General features: G+C 49.8%; 18 protein-coding genes. 9 read left to right on the top strand and 9 right to left on the bottom strand.

Going from position 1 to position 17,699, the window contains the following annotated elements:
• The first annotated feature begins 300 nt into the window (after positions 1 to 300).
• From WC980_04195 to WC980_04170, 6 genes are all read left to right on the top strand, one after another.
• Complete coding sequence (locus tag WC980_04195; GenBank protein ID MFA5794249.1) at positions 301 to 1,188, top strand: hypothetical protein; 888 nt, start codon at positions 301 to 303, stop codon at positions 1,186 to 1,188.
• Between the two features lie 81 nt (positions 1,189 to 1,269).
• Entirely contained in the window at positions 1,270 to 2,103 is an 834-nt protein-coding gene (locus WC980_04190; GenBank protein MFA5794248.1) for a HEAT repeat domain-containing protein, read from the top strand.
• Positions 2,104 to 2,120: 17 nt separating this feature from the next.
• On the top strand, positions 2,121 to 2,942 hold the full coding sequence (locus tag WC980_04185; GenBank protein MFA5794247.1) for a HEAT repeat domain-containing protein: 822 nt from the start codon (positions 2,121 to 2,123) through the stop codon (positions 2,940 to 2,942).
• Entirely contained in the window at positions 2,939 to 3,556 is a 618-nt protein-coding gene (locus WC980_04180) for a HEAT repeat domain-containing protein (protein MFA5794246.1), read from the top strand. Before WC980_04185 ends, WC980_04180 begins: the two co-directional genes overlap by 4 nt.
• Positions 3,557 to 3,712: 156 nt before the next feature.
• On the top strand, positions 3,713 to 4,348 hold the full coding sequence (locus WC980_04175; GenBank protein ID MFA5794245.1) for a hypothetical protein: 636 nt from the start codon (positions 3,713 to 3,715) through the stop codon (positions 4,346 to 4,348).
• A gap of 62 nt (positions 4,349 to 4,410) precedes the next feature.
• The gene (locus tag WC980_04170) at positions 4,411 to 4,704 is read left to right on the top strand and encodes a hypothetical protein (protein ID MFA5794244.1); all 294 of its coding nucleotides are present in this window, start codon (positions 4,411 to 4,413) and stop codon (positions 4,702 to 4,704) included.
• A 72-nt stretch (positions 4,705 to 4,776) separates the two neighbouring features.
• Here the strand turns inward: WC980_04170 and WC980_04165 are convergent, their stop codons facing one another.
• The 4 genes from WC980_04165 to WC980_04150 all read right to left on the bottom strand — a co-directional run bounded on the left by WC980_04165 (position 4,777) and on the right by WC980_04150 (position 8,054).
• Positions 4,777 to 5,811 (bottom strand): hypothetical protein, encoded by a 1,035-nt coding sequence (locus WC980_04165; GenBank protein MFA5794243.1) that lies wholly within the window; start codon positions 5,809 to 5,811, stop codon positions 4,777 to 4,779.
• A 130-nt stretch (positions 5,812 to 5,941) separates the two neighbouring features.
• Positions 5,942 to 6,739: a hypothetical protein gene (locus tag WC980_04160; protein ID MFA5794242.1), complete on the bottom strand. Its 798-nt coding sequence runs from the start codon at positions 6,737 to 6,739 to the stop codon at positions 5,942 to 5,944.
• 161 nt (positions 6,740 to 6,900) lie between these two features.
• Positions 6,901 to 7,266, bottom strand: a complete 366-nt coding sequence (locus WC980_04155) for a hypothetical protein (GenBank protein MFA5794241.1) — start codon at positions 7,264 to 7,266, stop codon at positions 6,901 to 6,903.
• 77 nt (positions 7,267 to 7,343) lie between these two features.
• Entirely contained in the window at positions 7,344 to 8,054 is a 711-nt protein-coding gene (locus WC980_04150; protein ID MFA5794240.1) for a serine protease, read from the bottom strand.
• Between the two features lie 686 nt (positions 8,055 to 8,740).
• Between WC980_04150 and WC980_04145 the strand changes: the two genes are divergently transcribed.
• Positions 8,741 to 11,230: a hypothetical protein gene (locus WC980_04145; protein MFA5794239.1), complete on the top strand. Its 2,490-nt coding sequence runs from the start codon at positions 8,741 to 8,743 to the stop codon at positions 11,228 to 11,230.
• Positions 11,231 to 11,335: 105 nt separating this feature from the next.
• Here WC980_04145 and WC980_04140 read toward each other — a convergent pair whose 3' ends face one another.
• Positions 11,336 to 11,611: a hypothetical protein gene (locus WC980_04140; protein ID MFA5794238.1), complete on the bottom strand. Its 276-nt coding sequence runs from the start codon at positions 11,609 to 11,611 to the stop codon at positions 11,336 to 11,338.
• A 72-nt stretch (positions 11,612 to 11,683) separates the two neighbouring features.
• On the opposite strand from WC980_04140, the gene WC980_04135 reads away from it, so the two are divergent.
• The gene (locus tag WC980_04135) at positions 11,684 to 11,890 is read left to right on the top strand and encodes a hypothetical protein (protein MFA5794237.1); all 207 of its coding nucleotides are present in this window, start codon (positions 11,684 to 11,686) and stop codon (positions 11,888 to 11,890) included.
• A gap of 213 nt (positions 11,891 to 12,103) precedes the next feature.
• On the opposite strand, the gene WC980_04130 is transcribed toward WC980_04135, so the two are convergent.
• Both WC980_04130 and WC980_04125 read right to left on the bottom strand, forming a co-directional pair.
• Positions 12,104 to 12,787: a hypothetical protein gene (locus WC980_04130; protein ID MFA5794236.1), complete on the bottom strand. Its 684-nt coding sequence runs from the start codon at positions 12,785 to 12,787 to the stop codon at positions 12,104 to 12,106.
• 342 nt (positions 12,788 to 13,129) lie between these two features.
• Positions 13,130 to 14,131, bottom strand: coding sequence for a Fic family protein (locus WC980_04125; protein ID MFA5794235.1), 1,002 nt, complete (start codon positions 14,129 to 14,131; stop codon positions 13,130 to 13,132).
• Between the two features lie 280 nt (positions 14,132 to 14,411).
• Here WC980_04125 and WC980_04120 point away from each other — a divergent pair, with 280 nt between their 5' ends.
• A complete protein-coding gene (locus WC980_04120; GenBank protein ID MFA5794234.1) occupies positions 14,412 to 16,202 on the top strand; it encodes an O-antigen ligase family protein in 1,791 nt (596 codons plus the stop codon).
• A gap of 24 nt (positions 16,203 to 16,226) precedes the next feature.
• Here the strand turns inward: WC980_04120 and rpmB are convergent, their stop codons facing one another.
• Positions 16,227 to 16,478, bottom strand: a complete 252-nt coding sequence (rpmB, locus tag WC980_04115; GenBank protein ID MFA5794233.1) for a 50S ribosomal protein L28 — start codon at positions 16,476 to 16,478, stop codon at positions 16,227 to 16,229.
• Positions 16,479 to 16,496: 18 nt separating this feature from the next.
• Complete coding sequence (locus tag WC980_04110) at positions 16,497 to 17,696, bottom strand: hypothetical protein (protein ID MFA5794232.1); 1,200 nt, start codon at positions 17,694 to 17,696, stop codon at positions 16,497 to 16,499.
• Positions 17,697 to 17,699: the final 3 nt, after the last annotated feature.

Genomic DNA, 17,699 nt, shown 5'->3' with positions numbered 1-17,699 from the left:
GTAAATCCTAAAAAGAAAGATATTATCTTTTTCTTACTAAATAATATTAATCCGTGAATATCAGTGGCTAAAAAGTATTATCTTCTTCGTGATTATTCGTGATTAAAGGTTTTTATCCCGCGGGAATACGCGGGATCTCCCGTCGGAATAGACGGGATAAGGGACAGTAACTCATTGTGTTCGAACTGTCCCTAATAAGTCGCTGTCCCTAAAGGGAGACAGTAGCTCTAACGCCCTCCCGCCCCCGAAGGCTTTCGGTGTCGGGATGACTAACAGCGACTAAGAGAAAGGCCTTATTCTATGGACGAAACAACCATCCAATCGGCCAAGAAGTTCCAGCAGTTGCTGGAGCTCAAGTCGCACTCGATGCCGTACCTCTTCGACAAGGTCTTCGATAACTCCGGCTTCTTCGCCCGGCGCCACTCCAAAAAGAAGCTCAAACTGCTCAAAGGCATAGACGAAAAACTCAGGCTAATGCTCAAGTCCGACGAAAAGGTCTACTTCGTCACCTGGGGGACCGATTATTCGTTCCTGGAGGCCTACTTTGTCGGCTGGATGTCGCATTTCATCAGCCGTATGGCCGTGATTTTCACCACCAGGCGCATCATCCTGATGAGCGTTAACACCTCGAACCAGCCCAGGGACTTGCGGAGCCAGCTCCAATACCAGCGCATTGAAAAGGTCTACCGCTCCTTCTTGGGCGGCAGCTGCGTCGTCCGGCTCAGGAACAAAAAGGAAATAATATTCTCCAACCTGCCCAACCGCGACCGCAAGTTCATCCAGAAACTGATACAGGATATGAGCGCCGGCCTGTCCTCGGCGCCGGCCCCGGCCGAGGCCCAGGGCAAGGAACACCTCTGTCCCTACTGCTACGAACCGGTCAAGGAATATCCGCCGTCCTGCGAGTCCTGCAAAGGCGGGTTCAAATCGCCCAGAAAGGCGTTCAACCTGTCCCTGCTGTTCCCCGGGCTGGGCGACTGGTATCTCGGCCACCGCGGGCTGGCCGTTCTGCAGATAGTCGGCGCCTTATTCGTCTGGCTGACACTGCTGGGGACGCTTCTTGAAGAAGGCCAGGCCCCAAAAGAGGGTCTCATCGTCTTTGGGATTATTATCGTGATGATGCACCTGATAGACGCCTTCGTCACCGGGCATACGGCCAAGAAAGGCATTTATCCGGCCAAGACCTGAGCCCGGAGTATAGGCAGGCACAAAGATACAGACCTGCTTGCCGAAGCCTTGGCGCAGGCAGGGGCACAGAGGATTAATAAAATGATACGAATCATCTCAGTTACGCTGGTTTTGATGATACTATTGCCGGGCTGTATGTCTGCGGCTATGGTCGTATCCGGCAAGCAGTTCAGTCAGGAGCAGGAAAAGGCGGCATTAATACAAAAAGCCGTGAAATCATTATCAATCCCGGACAGCAGCACGCGCCTGCGCGCCCTTATGGATATTTGCGACCTGCAGGCTAAGGAAGCTATTCCGGACATAACCGGATTATTGTCGGATTCGGATGCTAATGTGCGCGGGTCCGCCATTTATGTCCTTGCCGTGTTGGAAGCCAAAGAATCTATCCCGGAAATAACCAAGCTCCTGAACGACCCCAAGCCAAATGTGCGCCAGTCGGCCCGGCGCGCGCTCCGGGAGCTGGGCGCCGCAGACCAGCCGTCGGAACAGTTCCTGGTCGAAGCCGCTCTGGTCACCTTCGACTCCCCGAAAGAGCGCGACAAGATATCAGCCGTATGCGTCGGCAAGCACCTATCTGAAGCGCTGGCCTTGATAACAGATACGGGCGAGCATATCAAAGTCGTAAATGGCCGCACCCTTGTCCTTGACGGCCAGCCCGGAACCTTCGGCTCCGTCAGGGTCGAATATGACGGTGTGGAAAAAGTGGTCCTGGCCTCATTCATAGTCGAACAGTACCAGCAGCCCATGGTATCGTTGTCACTGACGCTGACCGACGCCAGCGATGGCTGTTATTCCGAGCAATCGCGCCGGATGAACGTGGAAACAGGCAAGGTAATCGTCCTGACCGCCAGCACGGCGTCAGGAGAAACGTCCTCCACCAAATTCTGGCTGATAGAAATCACCGAGTCCAAATGAACAGGTTGAACGTAAGCATGAATATATTCTTGAAGCTGAGTATCTTATTGACCGGACTACTCGTAATCGCGGCCGGGGTGCACTCAGTCATCAGTAAATCACGCCAGATGCAGATACAAGAAGCTTTGATCCAACTCACAATTCCGAACGGAGATGAGCGAGTAACGGCTATTTATACTTTTGCTGACCTTAATGCTAGGGAAGCCATCCCCGCTATTACTAAATTGTTACAGCATAAGGACTCAGGCGTCCGTGATGCGGCCCTGATGGCGCTCAAGGAGCTGGGAGTGGAAATTACCCCGCCCGTCTCGCCGCCGGCAGATGAAGCCCGCCGGCAACGGATAAAAGAAGCTCTGATTCAAATCACAACCGGCCCTGGCTGGAGCGAGCAAGAAAGTGCTGCTAAACGCCTTATTGCGCTGAATGCCAAAGAGGTAATTCCGGAAATTACCGGATTATTGCAGGATAACGATCCAAAGGTCCGCGGGTTGTCTGCGCAGGCATTAGGTTTGCTTGATGACCTTGGCGCTAAGGAGGCTATTCCAGAAATCACCACACTATTGAAAGATAAGGACTCAAGGGTTCGCAAGTCGGCTCTTATTGCATTGATGAAACTTGACGCTAAAAAGTCCATACCAGATATTATCCAACTATTACAGAATAAAGAAATATTTGGTGTTCGTAACATGGCTATTGAGGCATTGTGGCGACTTGACGCAAAGGAAGCCATTCCTGATCTTGCTAAACTACTACAAGATAATAACCAAGATATTCGCAGAGCGGCCCGTGCGGCACTGAAGGAATTGGGCACCGAGGTGCCGGAGGAGAATAAGAAATGAACCTATTCCTGCGCATAAGCATAGGCCTGACGTTTCTGGCGGTCCTCGGCGGCAGCATTTTATGCACCCGCATGTTTCGGCCGCCTAAACCCGAGCCTCGGGAAATCCGCATCCCCAAGCTGATTGCCCAAATAGAAAAATATAAAGGCATGCAAACCGGGTATGACTGGGACGGCCCGCTCGTCGCCGCGCGGGAGCTTGCGGCGTTCGACGCCAAAGAAGCCCTGCCGGTTCTGGTGAAATTCTTGAAAGACGGCTATCGCGTTCCCTGTTGTTGCGGCAGCATGCTTGACGGAGCGATTATAAAATTAGGCGGCAAAGCGGTTATTTCCGACATGCTGGAATTGCTCAAAAGCCCGGACGATATTATTCGCAGCGCCGCCGTCAGCATCCTGGGCGGCGTCGGCGCCCAAGAAGCCATACCCGAGATAACCAAATTGCTCTCCGACCCCTACTCCGAAGTGCGCGGCGAAGCCGTATACGCCCTGATGAATTTAAAAGCTAAAGAATCCGCCCCGGCCATAAAGAAGTTATTATCCGACCCTGAAGAATTCATGCGCTATCGGGCTCAAGAAGCGCTCAAGGAACTGGGCGTGCCGGAGGAAAAGAAATAAATTAGTGTTAATTCCCGCCTGACCGGCCGTCAGTTCGGGCAGGCGTGGCTAAAGGAATTAAATATTTATCAACTTAATCCGTGCTCATCCGTGGCTAAAAAGTATTCTTAACTCGGAGTTTTCAGTGTTCTCAGTGGTTAAATAGAAAGGTCTTATATGAAGACATTTATGAAGTTCAGTTTCGTCCTGGTGGTCTGGGTGGTGGTTGATCTGGCCCTGGTATTATGCTATATGGGCTTCGACGCCGGAGTCGAGCGCGCACTCAAGCGGGCCAACCTGGAGCTCCAGGAAGGCCGGTTCCAGCCGGCGCTGGACATCTACCGCAACGTCCAGTCCAACCCCTTCTTTATGGTCTCCGGCTGGAAAGAATACGTCAACACCGGCATCAAGGACATCAGCCAGAGCATCGAGCGGGAGGCCCAGGCCAAGCTCAAGCTGGACCCGCTGCTGGCCCGGACAAAGAACGGAGCCAAAGAGCAATACGCCGTCCTGAGCAACGAGCTCAAGGACTTCATCCTCGATTACGACGAAACAGCCGCCGCGGCCGTAGCCGCCCGAGAATACAGCCGGCTCCAGCGGGAAATGGCTGTCGAACGGCAACATCAGGCCGACGCCGACTTCAGCGACTTCCGGGCCAAGGCCGAACAGCTGGTCAACCAGGGCAGGTATGATGAAGCGGTCGAGCTATACCGGACGTTCGTCAAAGGCCACCGCGACATATCCGAAAGCCTGATGAGCAGAATCCGGTCCGAGCTCAAGGACATCCGCAAACTCAGCCAGGAAAAGAAGTAGGCCGGGCGGCGCAAAGTAGCCGCCGGACGGGAAGACTACGGACTATAGACGGGGGATGAAATATGATACTATACGCATTAGTTAAAAAGATTACGGGAAAATCAAAGAATTATTGGGGAATTATTAAGGATGACCAAGTTATCCAAACAGAAGAAATGCCTCCTGCAAAGTGGGTTGTAATTGAGAAATCTGATAAGGATGGTTTCTATTTATTTCGCTATGATGAAAAAGGCGAATTTGCAGGGGATACTTTGCATGATACTATAGAAAAAGCTAAAGAGCAGGCAGACTTTGAGTATGAAATAAAAGAAAGTAATTGGATAGAAGGCAATCCCCCTATAGATGCATACAAATAAGACACCAAGGGCGCTGAAGATTCAGCGCCCCCGACACTTGTCTCTTGAAAGTCTCTTACAAGTCACTGTTAGTTATTCCCAATAGCCTTTTATCCAAATGTTAATCGAAGTAAACACCCCACTCTTAGTTGCCATTACCCGAATCATCCGTGTCCCATCCGTGGCTAATGTCGCCTCTTTATAGGCATTATTGTTGTTCCCGGCCGTATTCTGCCAGATGAAGTGTATGGTCGAGTTCCCATAGTCAGAACCGGACCGGCGGCCAAGGACGGTCAGAATCTGCTCCATCCCGACCGGGACGGACATGGCGTTGAACTGCATCTCGACCAGCACCGCCTGAGCCGTCACCGGTATCACCGCTGACAGGTCTATGAGCTGGTCCACATCCGCCATCGAGTTCTCGGAGAATACCAACGGTTGCGAAGACAACAGGGTCAACTGCATCCCGCCCGCACCGCCGGTTGGCGGAGCTATCCAATTGAACTTGCCGGTAGCCGCGTCGAAGGACAGAATCTGCCCGTCCGTAGGCGGAGCGATATTGTAGAGCAACTCGTGGTTGATGGAGGCCAGCGCAATCTTGACCCAATCCACCGCCCTATCCGCTATCTCTGCGTTGGCTATCGGCGGCGTAATCGGCCTGGTGATTCCGCCCGGCGTTGCATACTTAAACTTGCCCGAAGCCTGTTCATATGTAAGGGCCTGTCCGTCTGCCGGGGTATTGACCGCATCCACCTTAGGCGGATTAATACTTGCGTCTTGTATCTTGTCTCCTGTCACAGCCAGATCCCGGATTTTCTCTCTGGTCACTGCCTGATTTGCCAGCTCCGCCGTGTCCACCGAAGCAGACTTCATATTCTGTTTCTCAATGGTGTCCAGGGCTATCTTGGCTCCGGTGATGGAGTTGTCCGGTATGCCCACGGCCGGGACGTCATCCCCAAGCTTGGCCAGGGTGACGGCCTTGTCGGCGATGTCCTCGGTGGTGATGGTCGAGTCCTTAATCTTGGGTGAAGTCACCGCATCACTGGCTATTTTGTCCTCGGTAATGGCGTTCTCGGTAATCTGCGGAGTAGTCACCTGCCCGTCTGTGAAATATCTTCTTCTATACATATAAATCTTACCACGAAAGCACGAAAATATTAAAGCACTAAATAATTCCGTGTTTTCGTGTCCTTTCCTAATTTCGTGGTTGAATTAAAAGGAAACAAGGGCGGCTGCAGTCCGCCCCGTTTCTGTTGCCTTAGACCGTGATCCCCACCTGCACATGCAGGTTAAGCCGGCCTTCGGTATCGACCTCCCACAGGCAGAAGCACTTATCGGCTCCGGTCGTGGTCACGAAGATATCGCATTTGGCCGTGTCCCTGAAACCGTTCAGGAGCGACACATTCAGCCCGTTCTGGGCCGCAATGACGGCGGCGTTGTTGCCGGTGAAGTCAACAAACAGCCCGCCCTGGATCAGTTTCTGCTGAAGTGCCGTCTTAAGCGCCGGTTCCTCGCCGTCGCGAGCGATGCTGTAAGGCGAACCATCCAGGAAATCGCCTACGGGCACCCAGCTTTTGGCCCGGCGGTCGCCCACCAGCCAAAAAGTCGCCACCGGCGCCGGGCCCCTGCCCCGGACTTTGTCCCCGGTCAGGCGCAAGGTCGTTTCAGACGCCTTGATTGCCCACCAATCCTTGGCATTGGCAACCTCGGTCTTGAAAGCCTGCCCGTTGTTGGCGCTCATCTTCTGGGTCAAGCGGCTGAACCACCGTTCGTACGCCTTGGCCATCTTCTGGTGCTTCATCGCCTTGATTATGTCGGTCGTTCGTCCGCCCCTGGTCCGGTAAGCCGGATTAAGGACGTCCTCGTAACCGTTAGTGGACGGGTTGGCCAGCGTGTCAAAGAAAGTCCCGTCATCGGGCACTTTGGCAGTCAGTCGGTCATAGATACGCCCGGTGTTGTTGCTGAGCCCCTCAACCCAACGGTCCGGCATATCTCCGGCCACTTCACGGTTCGGCGCGACATAAAGCCGCAATTCAAACTTTTTTGTAAATGGCATATTAATCACCTCCAATCAACCTTTCAGTAAGCGGATTAAGCGGATTGAACCGATTAATCAGTTTACTCATAGGATTTATGTTCAACGGCCGGACTTGTTGCGCATACAAGCCCTCCGATCTGACTTACTTTGTGTCCTTTGTGTCTTTGTGGTTAAATTCTTTATTCAATCTTACCCAACACATCCTCTATCAAGCGCGTGTATCTCTGGTAGAACCGTTCGTCATCGTCATCCGTTTCTATGCCCCGGGCCAAGTCCGGCCAGCAGACGAAGAGGAGCACCTCAAGGATTTGGTTTCGCATCCAGGGATAGAGCCGTGCCAGCGCCTTAAGGTCGGCGGCCAGGCTCTCGCGCACGGCCTTCTTGTTATCCAATGCAAACTTGGCCAGGTGGCGCAGACTGCCGAAGCACCGGAGCGGAATCAGGTACGGCCGAATCTTCTGAAAATCCGGCTCGTATAAGCCCGGCTTGCTGTAAACGTGCTCATACAGGAACTCGCAGGTCGTCACCTCATCCGGTTTCTTCATATAGACCTCTCTTAGAGCCAGTTAGCACTGCCGCGCCATAAGGAGAGGCAGGGCGTTATCTGGCTCTTAGATCCCGACTATTCCGTCGGGACATTCCCTAAGAATTCATAAATCTCACTAATCGGGACTATTCCCGCCATGGTGGTTATTAACTGGTCTTTGTAGATGCGCACCCAGACGGCGATTCCGATTACTTCATAAGTGGAGGCGTTCCCGTCATTCGACGGGACTAACGTATAGACGGGTCCTCCAGAGTTACCGGGTAATACAGGACTAGACACTTCCCAATATGTATCTTCAATAACAGAAATGATACCGGATGATGGACGGGGTGTTAATCCGAGCGAACATCCAACGGTCCAGATAGGGCTAAATATGTATGGGGTATAATCCTTCGGCGCCAGCCGGGCGGAATAAAGAAGCGGTTTAGCCGGTTTAAGCAAGGCTAAATCTTTACCCGTATCGGTAATGACAACGCTTGCTTCTAATTTTACATTATCAGGGTGAAATAATTCAATAGTGACTGTTGAGCTGTTGCCAACCACGTGAGCCGCCGTGATAATGTAGTCATCGATAACGACTCCCGTGCCCATAGAAAACAATGCTTTTATCCTTACGGTAGGATAGAGCATTTTCTCGTACTCTGTTTGGTAGGGATTACTTGGTGCTTTCTTAGACAAGTCCACAATGAGTATTTCCGGGCTTTGTGGGCTTTGCCCCTTTATGGGGAATCCAAAAACCAGCAACCCGACAATCAGCGCCAATCCGCTTACTGTATATCTTCTCATAACGCACCTCCTGGAAGGTCTTTCTTTGCCCTTCCACTAAATAGGGGGTTAGTCCGGAGTTCTGGACTTTTGGGAAATGCGATTTTTGACATAACCACAAACAAAATATGCGGTTAGGTAAAATTTACCGGACTGCCAAAACTGCATATTTCGGACTTTTATATGGGGGTGGGGGTAGGGTAAGCCAGGGAGGAGGGGTATGGGGCAAAGGGATGGGGGTATACTGCCATAGAAATGGGAGTAGTCCGGCCCAGGAATAGGGGCTGATGACGCCAGAAATGGGGGTTATCTGCCCTATTGATGGGAATAGCCGGTAAAAGGGATGGGAACAGACCCGGCCAGGGATGGGGGTTATAAGATAGAAAGATATGGTTTATCGGGCAAAGAGATAGGGTTTATTAGAAGCAGAGATGGGAATTACCGGGCAGAGGGATGGGGGCTATCAGACAAAGAGATAGGCGTATCCCGGCGCACTCATAGGGGTAGTTCGAGCGAAAGATGGGGAGTATCCACGAGAACAAAACTAAACTTAAAATGGCACTGTTAAATGTAAATACTAAAATAAAAATATTAAATTACTTCTTGAAAATCCCTAATATATAAGGTATTTCATTGACACTAGCAGTACTTTAAATTATATTCAAATAAGCTTTTATTTTACGCTGACTTTCTTATAATTATATTTTATGAATGCAGATGAATCCCTAATCGAATTTAAAAAGTATAAAAGTAATGTTGAAAGTTACAAAGAAGAATTTCTTTCGGAATCAGATACCAGATGTAAATTTATTGATAAGTTATTTATTGACTGTTTGGGTTGGAGCGAATCAAATATAAGAAGAGAATCAAGTGCCACTGACAAAGAACATATCTTTAGGATAGATTATATATTTGGGACACAGATTCCTATTCTTGTGGTAGAAGCCAAAAAGAAGAATTTTATTTTTGACTTCCCTGCCGATGCAAAACGTAAATATAAAATTAGTGGTGTTATATCTAAAATAAAAGATGTAGAAAGCGCCATAGAGCAAGTCAAACACTACGCCACATTAAGATCTATTAAATATGCAATAATAACCAATGGAACTCAACTAATCATTTTTGTCGCAACAAGGGTAGATGGAATTCCTTGGGATGAAGGGGATTGTATAGTATTCAAAGATTTAACTGACATAGAAAATAATTATAAGGATTTTTACAATATCTTGCATGCCCCAAACTTCATTAACAATTCACTAGATAAGTATTTATCATCCGAAGATAGCGGAGTAATGGGAGTAAGGCTTATTGAGAAACTAACCGATCCGAACGGAACAATTTTTAGAAATAATTTTAGTGATACACTAAATAAAGTAATAGAAAATTATTTTTCAGATATTGTTGAGCTTAGCAATAAGGACGCATTAAAAAATTGTTATTGCCTAAATAGCGAGCTAACATTATATGAGAGCAATTTAGAAGCTTTACTTAAAGACAATTTACCTTTTGAAGATTCCAATATCAAAAGAATAAAACTAAAATCACCTTCGGGAAAAGAAGAAATAGAACAAGATTTGCAATCTTATTCTATTGGGAATTCAACTGAAATTCCTATTTTACTTATAGGAAGCCTTGGCGTAGGGAAGTCTACATTCTTGGGGTGGTTTTTCGAAATTAAAATTGATGCTTCGCTTAAGGGGAGAATATTCCCAATAACTATTAATTTCTTAAAAGGTCCACCTGATGAAGCAAAATATCAGGAATATATTTTAGATCAGCTTATAGAAAAGCTTGAAAGTAATGCAAAATATAATTTGTCAAATTGGAATATTATTAATGCAATTTATCGCGACTTAATAACAAAAGAAAAAAAAGGTTTATTAAGCCCACTCGCAGAGAAAAACATCAGCGATTTCAACATAGAAATTTCCCACAAAATAAACACCTGGAAGCAGGATAAATTTGCCCATTTAGGGCGACTAATCAAATACCTATCTGAATATTATGGTATTAAAGTTGTCGTTATATTTGATAACGCCGATCAAAAAGACGCCCCATTCCAAACTAAAGTTTATGAATATGCTAATATTTTAACGAGAAACTTTAAATGCCTATCAATTATTTCACTTAGAGAAGAATCGTATTGGCAAGCAAGTAAGGTAGGCATATTTGATGCATACCATAATCATGTATACCATTTAAGAGCTCCTCGTTTTACAGAAGTCTTAGACAAAAGGTTAAGGTTTGCATTAACTAAAATCCAGAAGGAAGCAACAGAATTTTATGCGTCGTTTGGTGCATTTCAGGTAAAAATTGCAGATTTAGAGTCTTTCCTAAAACTAATATTAGCCTCCATTTTGGAGAATGACAGAGGCATTGAGATACTAAAATTTATGGAATGCCTATCCTGTGGTAATATTAGAAGTGCCTTAAACATGTTCAAGATTTTCTTAACATCAGGACACACAAAAATGGAAAATTATATAAAAAATTATATTGTGGATCATAGATATACTGTACCTTTCCATGAATTTGCCAGATCGGTTATGATGCAAGACTTCAGATATTATTCAGAGGATAGGAACAACATTGTAATAAATTTATTTGAGGTTGACAAAAAAGGTGTCAGCAGTCATTTTACAAGATTAAGATTACTAGAACTTCTTTCATTAAATAAAAATATAAGCTCTTCTGAGGGAAAAGGGTTCTATAGAATTAATGATATTCAGGCCATTTTTGACAAACTTAACTACGAGTCATCTCTCATAGTAGGCCATTTAAATACTTTACTAAAATATAACCTTATTGAAACAGATAATTTATTGCGAGATTCTATAGCAAAATCTGATTATGTTAGAATAACAGCGGGTGGGGAATATTATTTGAGATTTTTAGTAGAGAAATTCGTATATATCGATGTTATAATAACAGACACTTCTATTTACTCTGATGAATATTTCAAAAAAATATTTAAACTATTCTCTGTAGAAGGTGATAGAAGAAATCTATTCTTGCGTTTAGACGCCGCAAAGGAATTTATTTCTTATCTTGAGATGATTGAAAGTAGGGAAAGTGAAAGTATGCAAGGAATTGACCCAATATTTAAAATAAAGTTTAGTGATAGAATAAAAGCATCATTTAATCGTGAGAATTCTAATATTCAAGAAGCGATCAAGAAGAAAATGGCTCAATCCTAAGGACGCCATCCTTAATTTTTCTTGAAACAGCATCCTTTAAAAAACCGGTTTTCCCCAGGAGTATTAGTAAGCGGATTAAACGGATATAATAACCAATCAGCTTAATCAGCTTACTTTTCTTTTTGCGCAAAATGCCAGATACGGCTCTTTGATATACAGCCGGATATAGTCGTAATAGGTGCTCCGGGCTATCTTGTATTTGTCGCATATCTGGTCCGGGTCGCCTTGGAAGTCGTCGTATGCCTGGATGATACAGCATAGCCGCCGTTTGGGCAGGATGTCAACCAGAATACCGCCGATGAGGGTAATCAGTTCCCTGAGCGTGAACGGCCTTGACCCGTCATCGGTATGGCAGGCCAGATCCTGATAGAGCCGGTGCATATCCCTGAGCAACCGGGCCAGTGCCGGACGCCGGAGATGGCAGTTACGGCAGGTGGCCTCGCCCGACCGGGTATGATAATAGCCGATGACGGCCTGGAGCTGGTCCTCAAAAGGCGGATGGAGCAGACGGTTCAGGAGCTGGATAATATCCCCTACCCCGTGCGGAGACTTTTTAGACGGGGTATCCCCATGGCCGTGGTAGACGCGGTTATCGAAGCGGTCCTGGTCGGAATAGTCATCGTGGTCGGCCGGGCCGGAATGGTTGGAAGAGTATTTTGATTTTGGCCAAGTATTCCCCGTACCAGGGTCATTATTCGGCCGTTGACGGGCATCTGACTGGCCGTTGCTATCGCGGTCATCACGGCTGTCCGGCTCCCCTGTATTGTCTCCTTGCGTGGCGCGACACCATAAAGCATCACCTTACCTAACTTGTATATAAAGTTACCAGAGGGCGGGTGTCGCACTCGCCCTTATCGCCGCATTTATGCCCCCCTATTTGTACTTTTCACGATTTTTAATATCTAATTTTAAACGCCTTATCATACTCTTTATTTTATTTTGTATGACCCTGTTACCATCAGTATTATTCTCGAGGAAATATTCGCACTTTTCTATAGCGGTTTCGTATTCGCCTTGGTAGGCGAGTTGGTCGATTTCGACTCGAAATTCATTGAATAATTTAATCATGGGTGATTCTTCCGCAGGTGGTGGTTTAGCTTCGGCTTCTTCTGTTTTAATCTTTCCGCCTTCCTTCTTGAGAATCGGGCGAATGGTCACAAGCAATGATAATCCTTCATCTTTAAACTCAGCGGCAACTTCCTCACCCCATTTTACATTGCTAAATTTATGATTGAACTTCTTATCATTTATCTCGATAAAATAGGTGAAGCCAACGGAATCTTTTGATATTGAGTCACTGGCAAAAAGTGATAATGAAAGGGAAGAACTACCAAAATAGACCGTAAGACTTCCGTTTCGAGAACGCCCATCTTCATACAAAATCTCTTCGAAATCATGGTGTTTATCATAGGTTACTTCTTTTATGTTAGTACCATATAGAATTGTTCGGGTTTTAAAGACAGCAATCCATTCGCCGGTTGGGGCCGGTTCGGCCGGGGTGGCGGCGGCGCATCCGGCCAGGATTGCCAGGCCAACGATTAATCCTATATAACGCATATATTCTATCTCCTACATACTACCTACTATATACTACATACTGTGGTCCCCCTCTATATATATTAAACGTAAAATAAGCGAAAAAGTTCATTTTATTTAGCATAATTCGTGAACTTTTTCGGAAAAAGTGGCGCTGCGCGCATCCTTCGGAACATTTATTCTTAAGAATTTGTGAACTTTTTGTCCAGATGATGGAAGATTGACCCCGCCTTGGCGGGGTTCATCTGGATCTAAATTCTTGACTATCCTATGATTTTGAGAATAATGGCCCTATGCTTTTTAGGTTTGAGTTGTTCCTGATGTCCGCGGCCATCGTCCTGCGCCTGCCTGCGGGCAAAGATTTCAAATCAGGCTGTATTTGCCGGTTTTGTGCCCGCCGGTCCTTTTTATCAGTTTGTTTCCCAACAAGGGTTTGAGTATGAAATGCGCTCCTTGTTTGGTGACTTTCAACTCTTGCTGAATCTGGCTGATGCTGAGCGCGCCTTCCCGTAATATTAAGAGCAGTTTTTCCTGCTTGGGCGTCAGGATCAGCGTTTGCCGGCCGCCGTGTTTGCCGAGCAGTCCGATTCTGCGCCAGACGCGCTCCAGTGTTTTTTCTACGGCCGAGGCCATAAATTCCAGCCAAGTGGTCAGGTCTTCTTTTTGACGGCGGACGGTATCGAGCGCCCGGTAATAGGCCGGCCGGTCTTCCCGCAGGATTTCGTCGACCGCGAAGATATGGTGGGTGTCGAATTTCTTGCGGTAGAGTTCCCAGGTGGCCAGCGCCCGGCCGACCCGGCCGTTGCCGTCGCCGAAGGGATGGATATATTCAAAGCGATAGTGCAGGATGGCGGAGCTGATGACGGCCGGCAGGTCCGGCCCGGCCCGGTTGAGCCAATCGAGCAGGTCTGATACCAGTCCCGGGACAGCCAGGGCTATGGGCGGCGTATGGTTGCCGACGTATACCTGGTATGGCCGGTACGCCCCGACCGGTTCGCGGTCGAGCGCATTGCGGCCGATAATGCCGTGCAGGCGCAGGACGTCCTTGGCGGTTATTTTCTTGGCGCCGGAATGTTGTTCTATGTACCGCAATGCCGCTAGATAGTTGAGCACTTCGTTGGTATGCTTGGGCTTGGCCTGGGGCAGGCGGCCGCCTTGGGACAGTATTTTGACCTCTTTTAGGGTCAGCGGGTTGCCTTCGATGGCGGTTGAGGAGTGGGCGGTCCTGAGGGATGATTCTTCCCGGATGGCCGGTATCCAGGCGACGGATACGGCCGAGGCGTCTATCTTTGTTTTGAGCGCCGTGATGCTTTCCAGCATCCGGAGCAGCCGGGCCGTGACGGTGTAGTGAGGCACATATTTCATAAGTTGGATGACACCTGGCAGTTTGAGCGGTAGTGAATTACCTGCCAGGTATAGTCGACTGTAACTCACTATGCCTGCTTATAGCAGGCAAGTTCTAACAGTCGAACTATATCCAATAGTAAAGTATAAGTCAAGTAATTAGTAAAGTGAATACCGGATTCCGGCTCCGGATAATTTGTCCGGTAGTGGGATTTAGTTGCGAATAGACACGCCCGCCTATCTCCGGCAGGAGTGAACATTATTCCCTTGACTATCCTATAATTTTGAGAATAATGGCCCTATGCTTTTTAGGTTTGAGTTATTCCTGATGTCCGCGGCCATCGTCCTGCGCCTGCTCATCTCCGGCTCGACGGCCGGCGCCGGCCTGAATATGGTGGTCGGCCTGATGGCCTGGATGGCTCTGCTCCTGGATTTTGCACGGAAACAGAATCCGTCCGCGGAACCGCCCAAAGCACAGGGGATACCCAGGATAATCTTAGCCCTGCCTCTGGTGTTCGCCTGCCTTATCGTATCCGGGTTCTTCCTGGCTTCGTATAAGTTCGGCGCTCTGCCTTACGGATTCGCCTGGATTACGGATATCGTGCTGTTTTACCTGGTCGTCCGGCTGAACCGGCCTTACCTGTTCCTGGGCGTATTTGCCGGGACGGCCGCGCTGATTGCCTGCTACGGACTGTACCAGCACCTGTGGGGGCTGGAGGCATTGCGCCAGGCCATCGGCCAGGACGCGCATCTGCTGGACTTCATCCCGCCGGAGCTGCGTAATAATTTCCTGTCACGCCTCAACGCCAACGAGCCCTTTGCCACATTCACCTACCAGAACTCGCTGGGCGGGTTCCTGGTGTTGGCTATCCCGATAGTGATGGGGCTGTTGTCGGCCAAGCCGTTCCCCAGGTTCGGCGCGGTTGTCAACATCGCCAAGGTTATCATCATCGGGCTGATGGTTTGGGCGCTCTGGGCCACCGGCGCGCGCGGCGCCTGGGTGGCGGCCGTATCCGCCGCCGTCTTGTTCGCCGCGCTCAAGGCCTGGCCGGGGCTGGGACGGGCCGCCCGGATGGCCATAGTTGCCGTGAGTGTTGCCGGGATGGTCCTGGCCGGGCTGGTGTTCGTTTACATCCTGACGGCGCGCCAGGTTCCGGATTCGCTTAACAATGTTTCGCCGTCGCTGTCCATCCGTTACGGTTACTGGCGGGGCGTGGCGGAGATAATCAGGCATCACCCGCTGGGCGTGGGGCTGAACCAGTTCGCGGATAATTACCTGAGATACCGGGCAACCGGGGCGGGCGTGACCCAGAAGGCGCATAACGATTTCCTGCAAATCGGCGCGGAGACGGGCGTCCTGGGGCTGATGGTATTCGCGGCGTTCTTCGGCGCGGTGCTGGCGGCCGGACTGCGCCGGGTCATCAGCCGACCGGACGGGACGGCGGACCGGATTATGTTAATCGGATTGATATCCGGGCTGGGCGGGTTATTGCTGCATTCTATGGTGGATTTTAATTTTTACGTCCCGGGCCTGTCTATGAGCGCCTGGCTGGCGGCCGGATGTTTGGTGTCGCTGAGCTACCGGGGGACGGAGAGCGCCGGGGCGCGGGCCATTGACGGCCGGTTTGCGCGGCCGGCCGCGACCATTGCTTTGCTGGCGGTTATCCTGTTCCTGAGCTGGTTGGTCTGTCCGCGGCTGCTGGAGTCGGAGTCGTTGCTGGAGCAGGGCCGGTGGCTGGTCCGGACGCAGTCCGGTTCGGCTGATTCAATCGAGAAGGGCCGGGCGGATTTGGAGCAGTCGCGCCGGCTCAACCCGTATTCGGTGGAGCCGTGCCTGGAGCTGTCCTGGTTTTATCACCGGACCGTTTGCGCCGGCAAGCCGGATGAGTTCATCTGCATCAACCTGCTGGACCGGGCCATCGCCCTGAGCCGGCTGAGCAGTAACCTGTATGTCTACCAGTCGGTATTTTTCAGGGAGCACGCCGAGATGTTCAAGTCAGCCGGAGCGACGGATAAGGCCGGAGTAATGCTCAGGCAGAGTGAGTTGTTTTTCAAGAAGGCAGCCGAGCTTAACCCGCAGTCCGGCAATTAGACAGGTGTTTGGTTGCCGCAGTTCCTAGGCTTTTACCTTGAGTTTAACCGGAGGCTTGATGACCTTGCCCGCGCCCAGACAGCCGGTGCAAACGCGGATTCTGGCCGGCTTGCCGTCAATCATAGCCCGGACTTTCTGGATGTTGGGTTTCCACCAGCGTCTGGAGATGCCGCCGATTTTCTTGCCGACGCCGCCTTTTTTCTTGGCCATACCGCGGCGTGATATCCGGTTACCCGTGGACGGCCTTTTGCCGCATATGTCGCATACCAGACTCATATAAGGTATCTTTCTATTCTACTTCGGTTTATCGTTAGTGGCCGGAGGAGCTACCGGAATGTTGCCCGGCATCATCTCTTCCATTTCTTCGTCGTAAACCTCTTTCATTTCTATCTCATCCACTTTCTTCCTGAGAAGCAGATATATGATGGTGTTGGCCGAGAGCGAGTAGGAAACGATGTAGGATGCGGCCAGCCCGCAGATGAGGATGAGCCAGACGGCCATAATCACCGCGGCGATGTAATAGCTGGCCGATATGGGCGAGCCCATATCCATCGGAACACCTACCTTGAGGCAGTCGACGATGGGCAGGTTGGTCAGCGACAGGATGTTGTGCATCGAGACGCCCATACCCATCGAGGCCGTGGCGACAGCGAGCTTAATCATATACCGGGCGAAGAAGCCGACGAATATGATGGTCGGGATGCCGTAGGCGATGGCGGTGAGCGTATACCAGATGTAATGCCAGGGCCGGGCGTAGAGATATTGGAAGCTCCGGCTGATGGCGTCAAACGTATCGGTGCCTTCCACTCCGATGGTCGGGTAGAAGAGTATATGGCTGAACAGGCCGATGATGATGAAGAGCATAATGAATCCGGAAAGTATGGCCAGGGGCAGTCCGAGCGCCACCAGGATGGGGCCGACCACCGGGATAAGGCCGATAAGACCGCCGGCCGCGTTGCACAGTGCGAAGAAAATCAGGCCCATCAGGCAGACGACTATGGGCGCGAAGAAGCTGGTAAACTTCTTGGATGCGAAGGCGGCGGCCTTGCCGAAGCCGAGGCTTTCGTCCTTGGTCAGGTTGATGGCGGCGATACGGGTGACCATTCCGCCGAAATATCCCCAAACGGCCAGGAGCATCAGCACCAGGGCCAGCAGGAAGGGATATTTATAGATGCCCATGGTGGTATAGAGCGCCGAGCGGACCTGGATGGCCAGCTGGCTGTGGTTACGCATCATCTGGCCGGCCATATGCTTGAAAGAGGCCAGGTTGGTAAACGCGCAGGTGTTGCCGTCACCGACATTGGCGAAGGCCAATTTCAGGTCAATGGTATTTAAAGCGGCCGGGTTGATGGCAAAGAGCGTCAGCCAGGGTATGACGCCGATGATTATCACGGTCAGCGACAGGGCGATAAACACCGCAAACAGCTTCTTGACATCGAACGCCACCGAGAACCCGTTAAACAGGTCCAGCCAGTTGCCTTTCAATTCTCTCATAGA

Source organism: Candidatus Brocadiia bacterium (assembly GCA_041658285.1).
Lineage (GTDB): Bacteria > Planctomycetota > MHYJ01 > JACQXL01 > JACQXL01 > JBBAAP01.
The sequence above is the reverse complement of the archived record's forward strand: the minus strand, read 5'-3'. Positions and strand labels throughout refer to the sequence as shown.